A 22,460-nucleotide genomic window follows, 5' to 3' on the forward strand; every position below is an offset into this window, starting at 1 on the left:
CCCATTTCTCGTAAAATACTAAAAGTGAACCAATCCTAAAAGTGACCTTCATAAATTACTTACACTATACCCTTTACAATGTTAAAAAACCAATAAATTAAAAATAAAAAATGTATTTTAGTCACAATAAAACTACTCAAATGACAAACAACACCAACAGAAGAAATTTTTTAAAAACTACTGCTCTTGCAGGTTTTGGAGCACTAATTTTACCTAACTCTCTATACTCTTTTACCACAACAACCAATAAAAAAGTACGCTTAGGCTTTATAGCTGTAGGACTCAGAGGGCAAGCACATTTATTAGAAATGCTCAAAAGAGACGATGTAGAAATCGTTGCATTTGCAGACCCTGATAAAAGGATGCTTGCTATGGCTCAAAAACTAGTCTCAGATTATAAGAGACCAGCACCAAAAGAATATGGTAATGGTAATTATGATTATAAAAATCTTTTACAAGATAAAACCATAGATGCCGTAATTATATCTTCACCATGGGAATGGCATAAAGAACAAGGTATTGATGCCATGTATGCAGGAAAAATTGTGGGCATGGAAGTTTGTGGTGCAATGAAACTTTCCGATTGTTGGGATTATGTAAAAGCCTATGAAGAAACGAAAGTTCCTATCATGATGCTTGAAAACGTTTGTTACAGACGAGATGTAATGGCTGTACTAAACATGGTGCGTAAAGGAATGTTTGGAGAGCTAATTCATGGTCAAGGAGGTTATGAACACGATTTAAGAGGTGTATTATTTAATGATGGTGTAACTCCTTATAATTCTGGTGTTGAATTTGGTGAAAAAGGTTTTAGTGAAGCACAATGGAGAACAAACCATTATTTAAACAGAAACGGTGAGCTATATCCTACACATGGTTTAGGTCCTGTTGCCGTTATGTTTGATATCAATAGAGGGAATCGTTTATTGCGCTTGTCTTCCTTTTCAAGTAAAGCAAGAGGGTTAAATAAATATGTTGAAGAGCATCCTAAAGGAGGAAAAGAACACCCTAATGCAAAAATAGAATTTAAACAAGGGGACATAGTCACTACTCAGATTCAATGTGCCAATGGTGAAACCATCTTACTCACTCACGATACTAGTTTGCAACGCCCATACAATTTAGGTTTCAGAGTTCAAGGAACCGAAGGTATATGGCAAGATTTTGGTTGGGGCGAAAAAAATCAAGGTTTTATCTATTTTGAAAAAATGATGAATCACTCTCACAGATGGGACAACACTGAAAAATGGTTAACAGAACACGATCATCCTCTATGGCAACGTTATGCTACAGAAGCAGAAAATTCTGGTCATGGTGGAATGGATTTCTTTGTTGACAACACTTTTATTGAATGTATAAAAAGAAATGTTGAGTTTCCTTTAGACGTATATGATTTAGCTACTTGGTATGCTATCACTCCACTAAGTGAAAAATCTATTAAAAAGAATGGTGAAGTCCAAGAAATTCCAGATTTTACAAGAGGAGCTTGGGAAACACGCAAACCTGTTTTTGGATTTGATGGAGAACTTTAATAAAAAAACATTACTCATTTTGGCTGGCGGTTTAGGTAGCCGTTATAAAGGTCAAAAACAATTAGATGCCATGGGACTTTCAGGTGAAAGTCTCATGGAATTTTCACTATATGACGCTATTAGAAATGGTTTTTCAAAAATTATTTTTGTAGTTAACAGTCAATTTAAGGATAACAATAAAGACTATTTTACTAAAATTGCTGAGAAAAAAAATATTGAGATTCATTTTGTAACGCAAGAAGTAAGCACAAAAATCCCTTTAGAATATATTGATAAAACAAAACATAGAATAAAACCTTGGGGAACAGGTCATGCAGTTTTATGTGCAAAAGAAATAATCAACGAACCATTCATTGTTATTAATGCCGATGATTTTTATGGTAAAAAAGCCTATCAATTAAGCAAAACAGCTATAGACACTCATAAAATTACGGAAACCACATTTCAGATGGTAGGTTATCCTATAGAAGCAACATTGAGCGAAAACGGTTCTGTTTCTAGAGGTATTTGTACCATAAATGAGCATGGTTTCTTAGAAAAAGTCACTGAGCGAACTCAAATTGAAAAAAAGGAAGACATTATTGTTTTTCATCTAGACAACGAAGAAGCCTCTATAGCTAAAAAAACAATAGTTTCAATGAATTTTTGGATCTTTCATCCAATACTCTTTCAGTATTTAGAAGAAAAATTCTTATCATTCATTTCACATTTTTATAATGATGCGAAAAAAGAATTCTTTATCCCTCAAGTAATTGATGAACTAATACATGAAAACAAAATTAGTGTCAATGTTTCCGTTTCCAATGATGATTGGTTTGGCGTAACTTATCCAGAAGACAAAGCAATAGTGATGAACAAAGTAAAAACATTAATCCAACACAAAAAATACCCAGAATCGCTTTGGGACTAAAACAAACTCATTAATGAAATTAGACGCAATATTACACACTTTTTTAACAAATTTATCGCCTTCTGAAATAGAAGTTAGCACTATTGACGATGGGTATATTAATAAAACATATCATATAAAAGTAAAAAATACTGATACAAGTGTGGATCAGTTTGTATTGCAAAGAATTAATAATTTTGTATTTAAAAATCCTGAAACCATTATGAAAACAATGGTAACTATTGCTGACCATCTCAAACAAAAGAATTACCCAAAAGGCATCTTATTCCCAATAGTAAATCATCAAAAAGAATATGTTAGCTATGATTCTGAAAATTATCCATGGAGACTTATACCATTTATTCCCAATTCGAAAACTTTATCTTTAATACAAAATCCATTACAAGCCTTTTTAGCAGCCCAAACTTTCAGCGAATTTTATGCCTATACATGGGATTTAGCTCCCTCATCTATTGAACCATCCATCCCTAATTTTCTAGATTTTCAGAAACGTATTGACGATTACAAAACAGCTTTACAAAATACTACTATTGAAAGACGAGAAAAAGCTACAAAAGAAATTCATTTTATAAATGAATACATTCAACTTCCTAACTCATTTATTTCACTATTAAAAGAAGGCATCCTTCCTACGAGGATTATTCATGCTGATCCTAAGCTTAGCAACATTCTCTTTGATACTCTAGAAATGCAAACCTTATCTGTTATCGATTTAGACACGATAATGCCAGGTAGTATATTATATGACTATGGAGATATGATACGATCATACACTAACAATCACAAAGAAGATGACACAAATGCTACTAACATTTTCAATAGATCAATCTTTGACGCTGTCACACAAGGTTTTCTTTATCATATTAAAGACAAGTTAACTACTATTGAACTTGAAAATCTTACTTATGCCGCACAAGTAATTATTTATATACAAGCTCTTCGCTTCCTAACTGACTTTTTGAATAATGATGTTTATTATTCTATACAATATCCTGATCAAAATTTAAATAGAACAATCAATCAAATACATTTACTACAAGAACTTCTCGCCCTTTAACTGAGATTATATATTAGAGTTCTATTGCGTAATTTTGAATTAAATAGCTACGCTACATTTCCCTTTCCTTATTTTACCATTGAAAAACTTTCAGTTTGTTTACCTCATATGATATAAAGTAAAGCTTTGCTCAATTCTAAAACACACCATTACAGAAAAACCACAAAGATATAAACATTTCATAAACAGGTATTTATACCTATAAATAGAGCACTATTTCGTCTTAGTTTTACAATGTAATATTACAAACAAATAAACAAAGTGAAGTTCAGTTATCACATAAAAAAACGAGGCGTAACCTGAAAAGCCATACGAGTAAGGAGAAAACAAATAAACAAATAAATTATGAGTGAAAATTTAGCAGCCTCATCGGCACAGATAGATATTCTTGTCGTTATCGATACAGAATATATTAAAAATCATTATCCTAAAAATAGTGATCCAAACAAAGCACAAGGTATAAATCACAGCAGTCAATTCATGATTTGCTATAGTCCTAGAGGAATTGTATCAGGTCAAGGAACAGCAGATTTAAGTTTTAGAGCAAACGTTGGTGATAATGTTTCTTTCCGTGCAACATCTATTCAGCAAAATTCAGATGATGCGGTGATTATTTACGGTGTTAAATATTGGAAAGGTGATAAAGTCTTCAATACGTTTACTACAAATATCGTTACAAGAAACAGAGCTGTACAGCCAAATCCAGATCAGTTAAATGGCATTCCTCCTGTACAAACTAAACAAAATTTCACCAGTTATGATTCAAAAATAGCTAGAGGAGGAACAGAAAACTTCTATGTATATATCGCTCTATATACACTCGCTAGTGACGGTCAAACTCAAGAATTATACGGGTATTATTATTGGGACCCTCAAGTAGTTGTTCCATCTTAATTAATCAATTTTTACATTATGAACACGAACTTAAATAAGTTCGTGTTTTTTATTCTTCAAAACCTCATTCCGATACCTAAGAAAATTAATCAAATGTCTTTTCAAAAACAAAACATCAAACAGATTTCCAAAAAACCCAAAGGGTGTTTCATATTGCAAAATATCTTGCATAACCACAACCCCATTTTTTTCTTCAAATAGATGTTGGTGCTTAAAACTCTTAAAATGACCTTTAGCTTGTTCGTCTACAAAATAAGTTGGGAAATCCATTTCGGAAATAATACTTTGATGCTGTATGTAAAATCCAAAGTGTTTGCCTTTCCAAGTTACGGTTTCTCCTAACTCAATTAATCCAGAAGTTATTCCTGCAATCGCCTTTTCATGAGTTTGACTCGCTGATTGTTGATGCAAATCAATATTTCTTGCATTATTAAACACCGTCCCTATTGGTGCTTCAATTTTTGTAGTAAGATGAATGATTGTCATTTTTATTCCAGTAAATTTTTAAATGTTTTATCTATAGTTTCATATTTAAAATCAAAACCTTCTTGTAGCAATCGCTCTGGAATCACATTTCGACTTTTTAAAACCAATTCAGGTTCTGTACCCATAATTTTTGCACCAAATTTTAATATTGACAATGGAGTAGGAAATCCAAAAGGAAATCCAAGGCTTTTTCGTAATTGCTTCATGAAAACTTTATTTTGAATAGGTTTTGGTGAAACTATATTGACAACACCTGTCATTTTTTCGTTGACGATAAATTCAATCACTCTAGCAAAATCTTGCTCATGAACCCAACTAATAAATTGGTTGCCCTTGCCTTGTTTACCTCCTAATCCCAATTGTGTCAATCGCTTTAAAGGAATAAAAGCCCCACCATTTTTGCCTAAAACAATAGAAGTACGCAAAGCGGTTTTTAAAGTATTTTTTGTGGGTACTTCAAAAAAAGTTTGCTCCCAAGTCTTGGCTACATTCATTGAAAAATCATCGCCAATTTCTCCATTCGTTTCCGTCATTTGTTTGTCTTCCGAATGCCTATAAATAGTAGCTGTAGAAGAATTCAACCAATGTTGAGGTGGGTTTTTGCAACTCAGTACGGCAATATTTAAAATGGCAGTACTGTCAATTCGAGAAGCTAAAATTTCTTTTTTATTCGCCTCAGTATAACGACAATCTACCGATTTCCCTGCGAGATTGATGAGTACAGTAGCATTTTCCAATTCGGTTTCCCAACCTGATAATGTTTTAGCATCCCAATGTACATACTTTATGTTATTTTTAATTTCAGATTTTCCTCGCGTTAAAACCACTATTTCATTACATGTATGTTTGAAATAACGAATTAAAACGCTGCCTAAAAATCCAGTTCCAGCTGCTATAACTATTTTTTTCATTTTTTAAAAGATTAATAAGAGAGGTAAGGCCAAAATGCGATACAAAATCCACGTTAATGTTAGGTGTTTTGGTAATTGTAAGAGGTTGATTCTTCTGTAATGTTCCAATATCATTACGGTTACGATGATGCCAAACCAAGCTAAAACAATGTATTGATGGAGAGCTACAAATTGATTTAGCATTATTATTGGAAGTAAAAACAAACTACCTATTACAGAAACGGTAACTAAATTTCCAATATAATGGAGTTGGTCTTGTTTGTTAATCTTACGAATAAAAAGATATTGAAAACCTATTTGTCCTAGTGCTAATGCTAATTCTTTACCAAAAAGAGTATTTGATAAGAATGGTACTAATTTGGCATATTGAAATAATGAAAAAGCAGTAAATAAAGTAGCTAAAACTATATATAAAATGCGATAAGTAGCATTAAAATCAGGTACACATTCTATTTTTTTGGTAGTATTTTTTTTGCTTGGTGCTATTACTTTACGATTGTAAGAAATAAATTTGTATAGCTTTCTCAACAGGTAGTTGACCGGTTTCCAACTGCCCACTTTTTCCATCCAAGGAAAAGAAGTACCTATTACTTTTAATAAACTATCAATTCCATAAAATACTTTTTTGTTTTTAGTATCTACTAATGCAATCTCGTTTTTTGCTCTATCTAAATCAATGTACGTTTGTTCTTCATCTGTTAAAACAACAAAGGGTTTTCTTCCATTTTGATCCAGCATATTGGCTTTGATGAACCCAGCAGTGTATAAATTGCACATAGGGCAATCTTCGTCATAGAGTAATGTGTGGTTCGTTAAGGTTTTCATTTTCTGTAACTATTTTATTTAGAATTATGTAGAAGTAAGTAGCAGCGATCCAAGGAGTTAAAAGTGTTATAGCACAAAAGAGTTCAAAATGAATCAGAACAAATTTACTTTTGAATACCCAAAAGAGAATTAACAACTCAATGAAAGTCAAACTCCAATACACTGTTAAATATCTTTTGGCTTTAAGAGATTTGTTATAAAAAGAATAACTCAAATAGATAGCAGAAACAATTTGTACAAAGCCCAAGAAAAACAAACCAATTGGACCTCCATAAAAAGTAAGCATAAGAATTAATGCAGTAAAAAAAGTGATTTTATTGATTTGAATTAGTGTTTTCATGATATTCTTTTTTTATTTTCAACACTTATCTCAGAACCTTTAGCCATAATGACTGAAAATGGTTTTAGTTTTTTCAAATTGGCAAAATCACTTCCATAAACTCTTTCAAAATCAACATCAATATTGGTTGCTATAACTTGATACTGTTCCCATCTTGGATGCTTTACTTCATATTCAAAAGTTGTTGAATTATTAAACTTTGTATAACCAAAATAATGTTCACATATAAATTCTGCTTCTGTGTTTTCTTCAATGGGTTCTAATTTGTTTTTTACTGTTATTGCAATTGAATTCCACGTATTACCAAATTTCCATTGGTAAACAAATTCTGAAGACTCTTCAGAATGTACAATACTATGTTTCATTGGAAGTGTTTGATAATGCTCTTTGTAGATAGTATTCGCAACAAATGTTAAAGCTGGTTTTGATACAATTTCTTTGATAAAAACCACCCCGCGTTTCCATTCATTATTTTCAAAACGTTTTACATAAAAACGAAGATTTACTTCTTCAAAATTGATATGAAAAGGAATTTTTAGCCCTAATAATCTAGTATTCTGAAATAAGAAACCAACAAGACTTACATAGCATTTGCCATTATAAAAATCGATTTCAGTTCCTTTGGGAAGGTATTTTTCTAAGATTTCTGGATCAATTTCATAATTGATTAAGGCAAGGTTTTTCCAGTTTGCGGTTAAGAAACTCATATTTTTTAATTTAAACATTTGAAAAGAATTAGCAAGTCTTAGTAGTCTTTACTTGGTCGTGTAATATTACCGTTAAAAAAGCACACAATAATGGTGGTAAAATCCAAATCCAATTATTTTGCTCTCCTACTAACCAAGAGATTAAAAAGAATGCAACTAAAAGTAAATAGACTTTAATCAATACGCTTTTAGGAAACAAAAAAACATAAATAATCCCAATAATGACTTGAATAATTCCTGTAAGCATGGTTGAAAGTAATGCAATTAAAATTATACTTTCATCAATAAAACCAAATATGGCAATTAAGAAAGGTAGAAGAATTGCTATAGTATTTAAGCGAATTAAATTTTTGATAATTTTTATTTTTTTAAACTTTCAAAAAAAAATGAAAGTTTAGATTAAAATTTTTTATTTTTTCATAAACTTAACTAGTAATTGAGCCAGCCAATTGTCTTTATATTCTGTTATTTTATCCAAAACATTATCTGCTTTTAAAACAAAATCATATAATTTAGTAGTTTGCGCTACGAAATGTCTTTCCTCTTCTGTCTTATTAGATTCTATTGAAGAAACCTCTTTTAAAACTTTTAATGCGGGTTTGATTTCTCTTTTACTTCGCTCTTTTGAAATTTTAACAGCTAATTCATCTAAATCTTTCTCAGCTATAAAAAACTCTCTTCTTTCACCAGCTTTGAATTCTTTATATACGATTCCCCAATCCATTAAGGCTCTTAAATTCATGCTAGCATTTCCACGAGAAATTTGTAATTCTTCCATAATGTCTTCCATAGAAACAGGCTCGTTACTCACCATTAACAAAGCATGGATTTGAGCCATGGTTTTGTTAATTCCCCATTGAGAACCCAATGCCCCCCAGGTTTGAACGAATTTATTTTTAGCTTCTTTGAATTCCATTATTTACTTTATCTCATTTAATAGCACAAATGTATATAAAAGTTTTTAAACTTTCAAAAAAAAATGAAAGTTTATTTTTGGCACGCAAATTGAAATACTTTTTCCAAATAATAAATTAAACAAAAACACTTATGAAATCATTTAACATCGCATTTTTAAAAAAATTAATACACGAGAGGACAAAAACAGTATTCGGTCTTATTGTACTTTTATTATTCACTTTACAAAGCAATGCACAAAGAGTATCCGTAAACATTAATGTTAATTCACATCCTAATCATGGTCATAGACATTATGAAGACAGCCATCACCATGAAGAAACTATTGACTATTATTATTACCCAGAAATTGAAGTTTATTATGATGTCCACTCTTCTGTTTATATTTATTTAGATTCTAATACTTGGGTTAGATCAAGATATCTACCTAGATATTGTAGCAATTATAACATCGAAAGAGGCTACAGAGTAGTATTAGACTATCATGGACGCAGACCTTATAATGATTTTCATCATCATAAAAAAAGATACAAATGTAGAAGGTATGAACAATCATGTTGTGAAAGAAACTATAAGCATAAATGCCATAAAAAACACAGAAGAAATCACGACGATGACGACGAAGATGATGATTAAGAACTTATTAGATAACTAATTAAAAAGCGAATCACTATTGAATAGTGATTCGCTTTTTATATTTAATAAAACAACGTGCATTAAGCACAGAAATATTTCCTTATTATTCACTATAATAAAGATTATTTTTTTATTAAATAATCTTTTTGATTTAAAAAAAATTATTAGGTGAATAATTTTCAATGATTAATCTGAAAAAATGTCAAATAATTCAACAAGAGAAAAAACAGTCTAATTCTTTTAAATTTAAATATTAAAAAAATGATTTAAATGAACACATATCATTAAACTAAAAACAATACTATAATTAAGAATAAGTCAACAAACTGTAAAGCTCTTGGAAGATGCACCCATCTAAAAGTATCTTTGAACTGTTTTAAATCTGCAGATAAAAACATAATTTAAATTAAACAAACAAATGAAAAAAATTACTTTTTTTTTAGCATTACTAGGAACATCATTACTTACTAGTTGTAGTACAGAGGAAATGAACACATCAAACAATGAAGTAGAAAATCACAAATTAGAAAAATGCGGCTTCACAAATAGAATAAATAGAACAACAAAAATAACAATTACTGATGTTACACGAGGATTCTATGAAACTATTGAAATTCAAGGAAATCAGGTAGCAAAAAACAGTAGCGGAATTGTCCCTCCTTCAAATTATATAATGACATATTCAAAATTTAACTATTTGAATTATTTATTTTCTACTTTAAATTTATCACAAATCCCTTCTTTTGCACCACCTTCAAAAGACTACATGTTTGATGGTGCCCAAATTGAAACTTTAGAAATTTTTCATAATGGCGTTCAGTATTCTTCTCAACCATATGATAGAGGAAATCCTCCAGCTGCATTAAAGAACTTTGTTAATTATGTAAAAAGTTTATAGCTAAATTAAAAACCATAGAACAAAAAAAATCCCGAAAATTCGGGATTTTTTTGCTCTATGTATTTAGAAAATTATGCTAACATGGTAACAGGGTTTTCCATAAATGCTTTAAATGTTTGTAAAAACTGAGCTCCAGTAGCACCATCAACCGTTCTATGGTCACATGCTAAAGTTACTGTCATCGTATTTCCAACAACAATTTGTCCGTTCTTCACAACTGGTTTTTCTACAATAGCTCCAACAGATAAAATCGCAGAATTTGGTTGATTAATGATTGAAGTAAAAGACTGAATTCCAAACATTCCTAAGTTAGAAATTGTAAAAGTACTTCCTTCCATTTCAGCTGGTTGAATTTTTTTAGATTTTGCTCTTCCAGCCATATCTCTTACACTTTCCCCAATTTGCGTTAAGCTCATTTGATCAGTAAATTTTAAAACGGGAACAACTAATCCGTCTTCAACTGCCACAGCCACACCAATGTTTACATGATGGTTCAAAATCATCGCATCATCTTTCCATTGAGAGTTTACTTGCGGATGTTTCTTCAATGCCATTGCACTTGCTTTAACTACCATATCATTAAATGACACTTTAGTGTCTGGCAAACTATTTATCATTCCTCTAGATGCAATTGCATTGTCCATATCTAACTCAATTGTTAAATAATAATGTGGAGCTGAAAATTTAGATTCTGCCAAGCGCTTAGCAATAACCTTACGCATTTGTGAATTTTTAATTTCTTCCTGATAAACCTCTCCTGCTGGAACAAATGGTTTAACAGCTGCAACACTAGAAGTAGCCTGAGCAACTGGAGAAGAAGATGGTACTGCAACAGTAGCAACAGTTCTAAAGCTTTCTACATCAGATTTTACTATTCTTCCATTTTCTCCAGAACCTTTAACTTCGTTAAGGTTAATTCCTTTTTCTTGTGCAATTTTTTTAGCCAAAGGAGATGCTAATATTCTTCCATGAGCATTAGTGGTAACAGCAACAGTATTTGTTGATGTTTCTGCCACAACAGCTGCACTTGTCTCTTTTTTAGTTTCTTCTGGATTACTAATTGTACTTCCTCCCTTATAGTTAGCTACAATCGTATTTACATCTGTTCCGTCTGGACCTAAAACAGCAAGTATTGAATCTACAGGAGCTGTACCACCTTCTTCAACGCCAATATACAATAATGTACCTGCATTAAAAGATTCAAATTCCATTGTAGCCTTATCTGTTTCGATTTCAGCTAAAATATCACCCTCAGTAATTTTATCACCCACTTTTTTTAACCAAGTAGCCACAGTACCCTCAATCATGGTATCACTTAATCGAGGCATTGTAACAACAACTACTCCTTTAGGTAAATCAGTATTTATTGCTATTTTTTCTTCTTGTTTTACTTCTGCTGCAACTTCTTCTTTAACTTCCGTCTTATTTTGTAATAATCCCGAAATATCTTCGCCTTCTTTTCCAATAATTGCAAGAAGTGAATCAACAACCGCAGTATCACCTTCATTAACACCAATATGCAACAACGTACCGGCTTCAAATGATTCGAACTCCATTGTTGCTTTATCAGTTTCAATTTCGGCTAAAATATCTCCTTCATTAATTTTATCGCCTACTTTTTTAAGCCATGTTGCGACAGTTCCTTCTGTCATGGTATCGCTTAAACGAGGCATTTTAATTACTATTGCCATTGTATTATAATTTATGAGGTAAAAAAGGGTAATTTTCTTGATCGTACACTACGTCATACATTACACTTAAATCTGGATAAGGTGACTCTTCTGAAAATGCTACACATTCTTCAACTAAATCTCTTACTCTTTGATCAATTGCTTCAATTTCTTCATCTGAAGCATATCCATTTTCTTTAATAATATCCAAAACCTGAGTAATTGGATCTATTTTTTTATATTCTTCTACTTCTTCTTTAGTTCTATAATGTTGTGCATCAGACATAGAATGACCTCTATATCTGTATGTTTTCATTTCCAAGAAGGTTGGCCCATCACCACGACGTGCTCTTTCTATAGCTTCATGCATAGCCTCAGCTACCTTAATTGGGTTCATTCCGTCAACTGGTCCACAAGGCATTTCATACCCCAAACCTAATTTCCAAATATCAGTATGATTAGCCGTTCTTTCAACTGAAGTACCCATTGCGTAACCATTGTTTTCAACAATAAACACGACAGGAAGTTTCCAATTCATTGCCATATTGAATGTTTCGTGTAAAGAACCTTGACGAGCAGCACCATCACCAAAATAGGTCATCGTTACACCACCTGTTTCAAAATACTTATCTGCAAATGCTAAACCAGCTCCTAATGGAATTTGACCACCTACAATACCGTGCCCCCCATAGAAACCATGCTCTTTTGAGAAAATATGCATTGAGCCACCCAAACCTTGAGAAGTTCCTGTTGCTTTACCTAAAAGTTCAGCCATAACTCTTCTTGGATCTACACCCATACCAATCGGTTGAACGTGGTTCCTGTATGCTGTAATCATTTTATCTTTAGACAAATCCATTGCGTGCAAAGCACCCGCAAGAACAGCTTCCTGACCATTATATAAGTGCAGAAATCCTCTTACTTTTTGTTGAATGTAAAGTGCAGCAAGTTTATCTTCAAACTTTCTCCATAACTGCATGTCTTCATACCATTTAAGGTAAACTTCTTTTGTTATTGGCTTCATTTGGTTTATTTTGTTAAATTGAATTTTTTACAAAAGGCATTTACACCCCGTAAAATTTACAAAAAGCAAAAATACTACATACAAGCTTATTGAAAAAATTAATTCTCATCAATTTTATATTTTTTCACAGAATAATTCAAAAAACAAAAAAACATCATAAGTATTTCTTATCAAATAATAATGGCAATAGATTTTTTAAAGAATCTGATTTATAAACTTCCCCTTTACTTCCCATAAAGAAAATTTCTATATCCGACTCTTGTTTAATTTCATATTCTGCAATAGATTGCCTGCAAGCACCACAAGGTGGAATTGGACTTTCCAATTCTCTATCTGCTGGGGCAGCAGAAATAAATAGTTTTAAAATTTTAGCCTCTGGATAGTTTGCTCCTGCATAAAAAATAGCCACTCTTTCCGCACATAAACCAGACGGGTAAGCTGCATTTTCTTGATTAGACCCCTGCACAACCTGTCCATTATCTAACAGAATAGCTACACCCACATTAAACTCCGAATAGGGTGCATAGGCTTTTTTACGATTCTCTATAGCTTTCAACATCAACCCTTGATCTTCACTATTAAGTTCACTTAATGAATTGTAAACTGAAAAACTTGTTGTAATTGTAATTTGCTTCATAAATAAGGAAAAAAAATCCAAATTCAACTAAGAATTTGGATATTAAAAATTTTATTTTTTAAGATTATAACTCATCATATTTATCACCAAAATTAAATGTAAGTGAAAAACGCAATGTGTTTTCTAATGGATTTCTAACTTTCGAAGTCGAAAACAAATAAGAAACATCTATTTTAACAATATTGTATTTAAAACCTGCTCCTAAAGTGAAATATTTTCTAGCTCCTTTCACTTCACTTTCATGAAAATATCCAGTTCTTAAAGAGAAAGAGTCTTGATACCAATATTCTGCACCTAATGCATAAGTAAACTCTTTTAATTCCTCTGAAAAACCATCTGGTGCATCTCCAAAAGATTTAAAAATTCCACTTACCCAACCTGTTTTTCTATAATCTATAACTGCCTGACCATTTGCAACATCTGCTTCTGCTTGAGTATATGCGCTACCATCTTCTTTTAAGTCTCCAACATTAATTTTTGCTGAAGGTGTTGGTACTAATAATTTTGTAAACTCAGCAGTCACACCAATCTTATTATATTCATCAAAGATAAAATCAAACCCTGCACCAACTCTTAAATTTGAAGGTAAAAAATTAGAGTTCTCATCTAACTTATCGTTATCATAATTGATTTTTGGCCCTAAATTTTGAAGATTCATTCCCGCTCTCCATCTACCATTAAACTCATCAAAAGCTAATTCTTCCGATTGATAGTAAGCTGCGATATCAACCGCAAAAGTAGAAGCTGCTGAAGCATCATTATTATCTGTTGCAATTTTTAAATTAGAACGTATAAATCTTCCGCCAACAGCCATGGAAAAACGTTCACTCAATTTCAAAGCATAAGAACCATCTAATGCTAATTCGTTTGGACTAACTGTATTCTGAAGCTCTCCAACTGCATTAGTTAATTGAATGTCACCTAAACCAAAATACCTTAAAGAAGTTGCAAAAGCACTTCTTTCATTAATTCTATTATAATATGTAATTTGACCCAAAGATATGTCATTAGCAATACTTGTCAAATAAGGCGTATAGCTTAAAGAAAAACCTTGTTTTTCTAATGAAAATGCATACTTAGCTGGATTATGCTGTTGCGAATAGGCATCAGCTGAAGTTGCCACACCCATATCTCCCATACCGGCAGACCTAGCATCGGCAGCAATTAATAAAAACGGAACTCCGGTTGTAATAACTCTATCTTGTGCTCCGATATATTGACTTGTTAAAGTTATCAATAGTAAAACTGCAATTTTTCTCATTCCTGAAAATTAAATTAATTAGACAAATATAATATTTTATTATAGTATTACAAGTTTCTCGTATTTTTCTGCCTTATCTCCATTATTAGCAGCTCGAACAGTTAACTTATAAACATAAACACCTTTTCCAATTTTATCTCCAAAGTCATCTTTCCCATCCCATTTAATTTCTCTACATAAAAATCCATCGGTAACAACTTGTTGATTTATTGTTTTAACAAGCTTCCCTGTAATTGTTAAAATTTGAACCTGCACATCTAATGGTTCGAATGGTCTATTATGTGAAAACCAAAATTCTGTATAACTCACAAAAGGATTCGGGTAATTCAACACTTTTTCTAAAACTAAATTTCCATCTCCACAAACTGCATTGAACTGAATTTCTTTTGTAATTAAATTATTATAAACATCCCAAGCTTTAAAAAGAATGGTATGCAAACCTGGAGACAAATCTCTGAACTGATATCGTACTTTCCCTTTTGTAAAATCATCATTTTCTGTTTCATAATAATCGTTTAAGATATAAGGATTCTCTTCATCTCCATCTAAGATTGCTACGATATCATGCCCAATACCGCTAGCTGTATTAATACCATGCTCATCTTCTAAAAACGCTAATAAAATAGGAGAACAATTAGTAACTCCACCTGAAACAAAACCTTCATCATTCATATACAAATTGACTACAGGTGGAGTTTCATCTAAAGGAGCATTAACATTTACCCCTCCAACTAAAATATCTGTGTTATAACCAGCCTGATCCGCTAATAAAGGCCCACTTCGTTTTGCATAAAAACTAATCTTACCATTACCCACAGGAATTCTTATATCCTGAGGTACAACAAAACTCAATTCAAACACACCATTATTAACAGATGCATTACCTCTAAAGATTGTTTCCCCTAAGGTTTCAAAATTCATTATTATTAAACCCGAAGCATTTGTTACTCCATCATTTCCAAGAGTAGATCGGTTGATATTTTTATCAAATATTTGAATAGATAAATCTCCATTATAATCTGAAATAATATTATCATTTTCATCTACGAGTTCTCCTTTAATCTTCATTAAACTCAACGCTTGAAAAGTTCCAGTAAACGAACCGACAGGAGTGTCATTTATCTCTGTTAAAACCACTTTAGGTTTTGGAATTGCCAATTTCAAAGCTGGGTCACCAATATAAAACACTACCCTCCTATTATCTGAGGTTCCAGGTCTTAATTTTGCCATTCTTAAAGCCTCAGCTATTGTAACATAATTATCAGTACCAAAAGCATAAAGACTTTCATTGAGATAATCATTCATAGCCAAACCAGTTGAAACAAAAATTAGTCTCGTTGTAGCAATCAAACTAATAGCACCACCTTGCGCATTCCAATACAAATATTCACCACCAGAAAAACGGTTTGGATCATCAAAACGTGTAAAATCGCAAGTTATTGTTATAAAGAGCGGGTATCTATACCTATTGTACAACGTTTGTGCATCTAATTTTTCGAACAATCTTTCTTTCGCTAATGATTCCTCATTTCCGTGTCCTAAATAATTTGCAACCAATGAACCCAATTGCAACGCATCTAAAAATGCATTTTTAGCTTCTGGATAACGCTCTCCACCGGCAGCTACTTGCTGCACATAAGCATCGGTATGTATCTTTTTAACATTCACAAATGGTTTCTGAGCCACTAAATCATCTGCTAAATCATTTAATCTAAATTGTAAAGTAGCATCACTTGAAGAATCAGCATCATCGGAATATATTGTATAATTATTTCTCCATCTTCCATAGGATTGTTCATCATGATATTCAAGAACTTTATTAACCATTTGCTGTGCTTGCGTAGTAGAAGAAACTAACATTCTACCTACCGCAATATCAATTCCATCAATACCACCAATCATTTGTCCTTCTGAATCATCCATTAATCCGTAAAAATCATCAGACATAAAAGAATTTGTTAAAGACATATTCTCCGAAGTTCCTAAAGAACTAGGAAAATCTCCATTCGGACTAAAACCATGAAAAACGGGTACTATATTTGTATTATCAGTTAATCGATTCTTATAATCATAAGAAGCATCACCAAAAAGATTAAGATACTTTACTCTTTTACTCGGATCGGAAGCATTCCAATAAACATACTTTACAAAATTTCTAATGGCAGCCACATCCTGTTTTCCTGAACTAAATTCTTGATAAATTAACTCTAAGGGAACAACCCTAACTACCAAACCCGAATAATTCCTATGAAAATTTGCCAAAACTTCAGCTTGACTAACCAAAAAGTTAGGAGTGATTATCAAATAATCTATATCTTGAAAGTTACCTGAATTATCTTTAAGAATTGTTCCTTTTAAATTTTGGTTTTGCACACGGGAATTAGATTCTTTTGAAGGCTCATAGTAATCTCCAGCATCAACAGCTATATATTTTTTTTGTTGCCCTAGATTAACTTTAAAGGAGAAAGAAGTTGAACCTGTATTACTATATTTTTTTACATTATAAATATCGGTAACATCCCAAACTTGTGCAATAGAAGACGCATTTGAAATACTGTATTGACCAATCCCAATATTACTCAATTCTTCTTTATTAAAAAAAGAAAATTGTTTTCCAAAACCTTGAAGATTGCATTTTGCTTTCAAGAAAATATAATCCAAATACCCGTTAGAAGCTGGAACTCCTCCATTATTATAAGTAAGATCAACAGTTATTGTTGGCGAGCCTACATTAACATTTGCAACCAATCTATTTTCGAACCCCTCATTACCATTTCCCGCAATTCCAAAAGAAACATTACCAAAATTCTGATTATTCACTTTAACATTAAAAGAAGTAGAAGTAAAAGACTTAGAAGCCAAATTCACCTTAAAATCTATTGGCAAAGAGACATCTAAATTTGGTATAGTTAACTCAAATTTTTGATTATTCTCAATATTGAATTGTTCGCCAAACCATCTTCTACCAACTTTACCCACATTAACTAAATCATTCTCATAGATGATTTCAGCATCAAATTGAGAGAAATTCATATCAGGATTCGCAACAGGCTCATTTGCGACCGTTATCCTTTTTCCTTGACCTAAAGAAGCTGTAACATAATAATAGGATTTATCTGCAAATAAATTATTTTTAGTCAAACTTTCAGAACTCCAATTATCAACACCTTCAGCATAAAACAATATATAGTCTGAATCATTAAAAACGCCATCTTCTTCACCAACAAACTGAACAGCATTTTCTTCTAAATCTATTGGATAAACAGCACTATTCAACAAAGGTAACATTCTACCACCATTGCCATAAATTCTAATATTCCTCGGATCAACATTTACATCAAAACCTAAACTCCTTAAAAAAGACTTTGACAGACTATAAACACCAGATTTAACGACGTAAAAACGAAACCATTCTCCAGACGCCAAAACAGAATTCTGAACACTCTGAACACCTAATTGACCATTCGTTTCTTTAAAAGAACTTGAACTAATGTAATTAAACTTATAAAACAGAGAAATTACTTTTTTATAACCCGATTCTGTCTTGATAATCGGAGAAAAAGTAAAAAGAGCATAATATTGATCTCTAGCTTTTACAGATTCAATAGAAGCATTTAGTTTGTTGGGGATTTTTAAAACATCTAGATCAAGAAGATCTTCTAGCGCAATCGTTTCATAAACAACATTTGTAATTTCCAGAGAATTTTCATCTATTGAGTTATTGACTAATAATTCTTCTTTATAGTTTATAAGTTTCGAAGAAGAATCTAAAGAATAAAACCTACTTTTAAAACTAGGAAATCTATATATAAAATCACCCGATTTATACGATGCCTGACCTTCCCAATCGATTGAAACGGAATTTTGATTTTGCGCTAAGTTGAAAAAACCAAAAAATAAAAAAATATAGAGATAAAACTTTTTCATTGTTTATAAAACGTAATATGTATTTTAATATTACAAATAGATAAAAAAAAATTCGTATTTTTAATCTTATTACAATAAAAATCATTTTTAAACGTTAGACATAGACAGTTTTAACATAAAATTAATTTTTTTTTACATTTTTTTAAAAACATGTTGCAATTTAACACATTATTATTATCTTGCGTCACTAAATTTATTACCTACTAGAGTATGAAAATTAAGAAAATTATAACAATGAAGGCTCTATTGCTATTATCAATAGGGATAGGTTTTACCAGTTGTAGTAAAAGTTCTGGAACTAAAGGCGGATCGAGAGCAACTGGATGGAAAATCAACGATAAAAACGGTGGTTTTCAACACAATTCTAAATTCTCAAAACAAGAAACTCCTCCTGGGATGGTTCCAGTTGAAGGGGGGACTTTTACAATGGGTAAAGTACAGGATGACGTAATGCATGACTGGAATAACAGTCCAAGTCAACAGCATGTACAGTCCTTTTTTATGGACGAAACAGAAGTTACTAACTTAATGTACACAGAGTACTTATTTTGGTTAAAAACGGTATTTCCTCCAACAGAAGAAAACTACAAAAACATTTACACAGGTGCAATCCCTGATACTCTAGTTTGGAGAAATCGTTTAGGATATAATGAAACGATGACAAACAACTACTTAAGACATCCTGCTTACTCAGAATATCCAGTAGTTGGAGTAAACTGGATTCAAGCAGTTGAGTTCAGTAAATGGAGAACTGACCGTGTAAATGAGAACATTTTAGAAAGAAATGGATACTTAAAAAAAGATGCTAAAATTAATTTAGGGTCTGATGTAACTGCAGAATCTTCATTTAGCACTGAAACATATCTTGCATCTCCAACTAAGACTTACGGTGGCAACGAAGAGATCTTATATAAAAGAGAAATGAATGGAGGGAAAAAGCAAGTTGCTGATACTGCTAAAAATGTATATGCTCAAAGAAACTCTGGTTTAATTTTACCAGAATACAGACTTCCAACAGAAGCAGAATGGGAATATGCAGCTAGTGCTTTAGTAGGCAATAGAGAGTTCAACATCTACAAAGGGCAAAAGAAATACCCTTGGGGAGGGCAATACACACGTTCAGGAAAAAGACAAACTAGAGGTGATCAATTGGCCAACTTCAAACAAGGTAAAGGTGATTACGGTGGAATTGCTGGATGGAGTGATGATGGAGCAGACATCACAAACAAAGTAAAAAGCTACCCTCCAAATGATTTTGGTCTATATGACATGGCAGGAAACGTTGCAGAATGGGTTGCTGATGTTTACAGACCAATGGTTGATGATGAAGCAAACGACTTCAACTACTATAGAGGTAACGTTTACATGAAGAACAAAATTGGTGAAGATGGAACTGTAGAAATTATCAATACTGATAATATTGTGTATGATACATTAAGCAACGGAAAGATTATGGCTAGAAACTTACCTGGTCAATTAGCTCAAGTTCCAGTTGACGAAAACGAAACATACTTAAGACAAAACTTTTCTACTTCGGATAACAGAAACTACAGAGACGGTGACAAACCATCAACTCGCTTTTTCAAATTTGATTCATCTGAAGATGAAGGAGAAGGTAAAGAAGAGAAAAACAGAATGTATGAATCACCTAAACATACAATTCTTGTTGACAGTACTGGTCTTGTAAAAAAACATGACAAATCTGACAAAAGATCTACTTTAGTTAATGATGACGTAAGAGTTTACAAAGGTGGTTCATGGAGAGACAGAGCTTACTGGTTAGACCCTGCTTCAAGAAGGTATTTCCCTCAAGATATGGCAACAGACTATATCGGATTTAGAAATGCAATGTCTAAAGTTGGTCCTAAGTCAAACAAAAAGTCTCCAAGAGGTAATCCAAAATTCTAAAAAAATAATTTTTTTATAAATTTTCATAAAAAAGCCCTTTTTAATAAAAGGGCTTTTTTATTATCTTCGCTTTATGAATATCAAAGACATATACAGTAAATTTATCGAGTGCACTGGCTTCACAACCGATACACGAAAAATAAATCAGGGAGATCTTTTTTTCGCTTTAAAAGGGGAAAAATTCAATGCAAACACATTTACTTCTCAAGCTCTAGATAAGGGCGCTAAATACGTTATTATAGACGAAAAAGAATACCTAATAGACGACAGAACCATCTTAGTAGAAGACGTACTTACCACTTTACAAAAGCTAGCAAACTACCATAGGAAACAATTAAAAACAATTATTGTTTCGCTTACAGGCAGTAATGGAAAAACAACTACCAAAGAACTCATTAACGCTGTTTTATCTAAAAAATATAACACAAAAGCAACCATTGGAAATCTAAACAATCATATTGGTGTACCCTTAACTTTGCTTTCATTTACTAAAGAAACACAAATTGGCGTGGTTGAAATGGGCGCAAATCATCAACAAGAAATTGATTTTCTTTGCACAATCGCCGAGCCTGATTTTGGCTATATTACAAACTTTGGAAAAGCGCATCTAGAAGGTTTTGGAGGTATAGAAGGCGTTATTAAAGGTAAAAGTGAGCTTTATAATTATTTAGAAAAAAACGAAAAAACAATTTTTGTTAATCTTGATGACACCTTACAAAACGAAAAAACAAAGCATTTAAAAAGATACAGTTTTTCAACCCAAAATAGTTCCGATATTAAAATAGATACTATAGAAGCTAATCCTATGGTTATTATTAGTTTTAACAATTTAAAAATACATTCTAATCTAATTGGTATTTATAATGCTAATAATATTAATGCCGCTATAACTATTGGTAAATATTTTAATATTGAAGACGCTTTAATAAAAGAAGCCATTGAAAGCTATATCCCATCAAATAACAGATCTCAACTTATCACAAAAGGGAACAATGAAATTATATTGGATGCCTACAATGCAAACCCGAGTAGCATGCTGGCAGCTATTACAAATTTTATTCAATTAGACACTGATAAAAAAAAGGTTCTTATCCTTGGTGATATGTTTGAGCTTGGAAAGGAAAGCATCGAAGAGCATAAAAAGATAGTTTCTCTTTTAGCAGAAACAAAACTAATCTCTTTTTGTGTTGGAGCCTTATTTTTCGAAAACAAAATTGACTCCCAAATAATTCATTTTTACAAAGATTTTGAAAGTTTTTCAAAGGAATTAAACAAGGATTATTCTTTAGAAAACAGTTTAATATTAATTAAAGGGTCCAGAGGAATGGCACTTGAAAGAGTATTAGATCTTCTCTAAATAGAGGATATTTTAATTAGAGCTTGAATGTTTTGACGAATAACAGAAGATGTTTTTAAGCCGCTTTCCTTCAGAAAAACATTCCCGCTTTTATAGTAGTGCAACGTTGGTATTATATTGATATTATTCTTTAATGTTAGATGCCCATGTTTTTCTACATCAAGAGTTGCTATTTGAACATTAAAAGCTGTCTCTGAAACAACTTCTTCAAGTAGCTTTTTCATTTTTTGACAAGGATGACACCAACTTGATGAAAAAAGAACGACAACAATTTCATGCTCTTTCACTACTTTAATTAATTCTTCTTCGTTATGAATCTCAATCATTGTGCTATTTTTACTAAAACACAAAGGTTAAACTTTACTAAAGAAAATCAGTGTTCTATATTACACTTTTAGTTAACAATTTTTCTATATTACTTTAGCCCTAATTTTTTTATTATTTCTTGTTTTTTTGTTTCAGACAATTTATTTCTTTTATCTGTTTTCATCAATTCTTTTAGTTCAAAATCTATCCAGTCATTTTGACTTTTAAAGCGAACACATGGCTTACATATTACTATATG

The 22,460-nt window shown here is 31.8% G+C and carries 21 protein-coding genes; 8 read left to right on the top strand and 13 right to left on the bottom strand.

What is annotated here, in order from left to right; all coding sequences use genetic code 11:
- Window positions 1–140 precede the first annotated feature (140 nt).
- The 4 genes from ACZ49Z_RS02775 (at window position 141) to ACZ49Z_RS02790 (ending at window position 4,393) form a co-directional block, all read left to right on the top strand.
- Window positions 141–1,532: a Gfo/Idh/MocA family protein gene (locus ACZ49Z_RS02775; RefSeq protein ID WP_464306675.1), complete on the top strand. Its 1,392-nt coding sequence runs from the start codon at window positions 141–143 to the stop codon at window positions 1,530–1,532.
- The gene (locus ACZ49Z_RS02780; RefSeq protein ID WP_464306676.1) at window positions 1,519–2,442 is read left to right on the top strand and encodes a nucleotidyltransferase family protein; all 924 of its coding nucleotides are present in this window, start codon (window positions 1,519–1,521) and stop codon (window positions 2,440–2,442) included. Before ACZ49Z_RS02775 ends, ACZ49Z_RS02780 begins: the two co-directional genes overlap by 14 nt.
- A gap of 13 nt (window positions 2,443–2,455) precedes the next feature.
- Window positions 2,456–3,499 carry a phosphotransferase enzyme family protein gene (locus ACZ49Z_RS02785; RefSeq protein WP_464306677.1) on the top strand — a complete coding sequence of 348 codons (1,044 nt, stop codon included), beginning with the start codon at window positions 2,456–2,458 and terminating at the stop codon, window positions 3,497–3,499.
- 345 nt (window positions 3,500–3,844) lie between these two features.
- Window positions 3,845–4,393, top strand: a complete 549-nt coding sequence (locus tag ACZ49Z_RS02790) for an inclusion body family protein (protein WP_464306678.1) — start codon at window positions 3,845–3,847, stop codon at window positions 4,391–4,393.
- 30 nt (window positions 4,394–4,423) lie between these two features.
- Here the strand turns inward: ACZ49Z_RS02790 and ACZ49Z_RS02795 are convergent, their stop codons facing one another.
- From ACZ49Z_RS02795 to ACZ49Z_RS02825, 7 genes are all read right to left on the bottom strand, one after another.
- Window positions 4,424–4,879, bottom strand: a complete 456-nt coding sequence (locus tag ACZ49Z_RS02795; protein WP_464306679.1) for an SRPBCC family protein — start codon at window positions 4,877–4,879, stop codon at window positions 4,424–4,426.
- 2 nt (window positions 4,880–4,881) lie between these two features.
- Entirely contained in the window at window positions 4,882–5,790 is a 909-nt protein-coding gene (locus tag ACZ49Z_RS02800; RefSeq protein ID WP_464306680.1) for a TIGR01777 family oxidoreductase, read from the bottom strand.
- 3 nt (window positions 5,791–5,793) lie between these two features.
- On the bottom strand, window positions 5,794–6,615 hold the full coding sequence (locus ACZ49Z_RS02805; RefSeq protein WP_464306681.1) for a DCC1-like thiol-disulfide oxidoreductase family protein: 822 nt from the start codon (window positions 6,613–6,615) through the stop codon (window positions 5,794–5,796).
- Window positions 6,581–6,955, bottom strand: a complete 375-nt coding sequence (locus ACZ49Z_RS02810; protein WP_464306682.1) for a hypothetical protein — start codon at window positions 6,953–6,955, stop codon at window positions 6,581–6,583. Before ACZ49Z_RS02810 ends, ACZ49Z_RS02805 begins: the two co-directional genes overlap by 35 nt.
- Window positions 6,952–7,662: a YqjF family protein gene (locus ACZ49Z_RS02815; protein WP_464306683.1), complete on the bottom strand. Its 711-nt coding sequence runs from the start codon at window positions 7,660–7,662 to the stop codon at window positions 6,952–6,954. Before ACZ49Z_RS02815 ends, ACZ49Z_RS02810 begins: the two co-directional genes overlap by 4 nt.
- Window positions 7,663–7,690: 28 nt before the next feature.
- Window positions 7,691–7,909: a hypothetical protein gene (locus ACZ49Z_RS02820; protein WP_464306684.1), complete on the bottom strand. Its 219-nt coding sequence runs from the start codon at window positions 7,907–7,909 to the stop codon at window positions 7,691–7,693.
- Between the two features lie 162 nt (window positions 7,910–8,071).
- Entirely contained in the window at window positions 8,072–8,578 is a 507-nt protein-coding gene (locus tag ACZ49Z_RS02825; protein ID WP_464306685.1) for a GbsR/MarR family transcriptional regulator, read from the bottom strand.
- 131 nt (window positions 8,579–8,709) lie between these two features.
- On the opposite strand from ACZ49Z_RS02825, the gene ACZ49Z_RS02830 reads away from it, so the two are divergent.
- Complete coding sequence (locus ACZ49Z_RS02830; protein ID WP_464306686.1) at window positions 8,710–9,213, top strand: hypothetical protein; 504 nt, start codon at window positions 8,710–8,712, stop codon at window positions 9,211–9,213.
- 418 nt (window positions 9,214–9,631) lie between these two features.
- Window positions 9,632–10,111, top strand: coding sequence for a hypothetical protein (locus tag ACZ49Z_RS02835; protein ID WP_464306687.1), 480 nt, complete (start codon window positions 9,632–9,634; stop codon window positions 10,109–10,111).
- 71 nt (window positions 10,112–10,182) lie between these two features.
- On the opposite strand, the gene ACZ49Z_RS02840 is transcribed toward ACZ49Z_RS02835, so the two are convergent.
- The 5 genes from ACZ49Z_RS02840 to porU form a co-directional block, all read right to left on the bottom strand.
- Window positions 10,183–11,802, bottom strand: a complete 1,620-nt coding sequence (locus tag ACZ49Z_RS02840) for a 2-oxo acid dehydrogenase subunit E2 (RefSeq protein ID WP_464306688.1) — start codon at window positions 11,800–11,802, stop codon at window positions 10,183–10,185.
- A 4-nt stretch (window positions 11,803–11,806) separates the two neighbouring features.
- A complete protein-coding gene (gene pdhA, locus ACZ49Z_RS02845) occupies window positions 11,807–12,805 on the bottom strand; it encodes a pyruvate dehydrogenase (acetyl-transferring) E1 component subunit alpha (RefSeq protein WP_464306689.1) in 999 nt (332 codons plus the stop codon).
- A 154-nt stretch (window positions 12,806–12,959) separates the two neighbouring features.
- Window positions 12,960–13,442, bottom strand: a complete 483-nt coding sequence (locus tag ACZ49Z_RS02850) for a cytidine deaminase (RefSeq protein WP_464306690.1) — start codon at window positions 13,440–13,442, stop codon at window positions 12,960–12,962.
- 64 nt (window positions 13,443–13,506) lie between these two features.
- On the bottom strand, window positions 13,507–14,703 hold the full coding sequence (gene porV, locus ACZ49Z_RS02855; protein WP_464306691.1) for a type IX secretion system outer membrane channel protein PorV: 1,197 nt from the start codon (window positions 14,701–14,703) through the stop codon (window positions 13,507–13,509).
- Window positions 14,704–14,742: 39 nt separating this feature from the next.
- A complete protein-coding gene (porU, locus tag ACZ49Z_RS02860) occupies window positions 14,743–18,630 on the bottom strand; it encodes a type IX secretion system sortase PorU (protein WP_464306692.1) in 3,888 nt (1,295 codons plus the stop codon).
- Window positions 18,631–18,840: 210 nt separating this feature from the next.
- Here porU and gldJ point away from each other — a divergent pair, with 210 nt between their 5' ends.
- Together gldJ and ACZ49Z_RS02870 are read left to right on the top strand one after the other, a co-directional pair.
- Entirely contained in the window at window positions 18,841–20,538 is a 1,698-nt protein-coding gene (gene gldJ, locus ACZ49Z_RS02865; RefSeq protein ID WP_464306693.1) for a gliding motility lipoprotein GldJ, read from the top strand.
- Between the two features lie 73 nt (window positions 20,539–20,611).
- Entirely contained in the window at window positions 20,612–21,895 is a 1,284-nt protein-coding gene (locus tag ACZ49Z_RS02870) for a UDP-N-acetylmuramoyl-tripeptide--D-alanyl-D-alanine ligase (RefSeq protein ID WP_464306694.1), read from the top strand.
- Here the strand turns inward: ACZ49Z_RS02870 and ACZ49Z_RS02875 are convergent.
- A complete protein-coding gene (locus ACZ49Z_RS02875) occupies window positions 21,892–22,221 on the bottom strand; it encodes a thioredoxin family protein (RefSeq protein WP_464306695.1) in 330 nt (109 codons plus the stop codon). The genes ACZ49Z_RS02870 and ACZ49Z_RS02875 overlap by 4 nt on opposite strands.
- Window positions 22,222–22,460 lie beyond the last annotated feature (239 nt).

It is taken from the genome of Flavobacterium sp. KY-23415 (assembly GCF_055384985.1).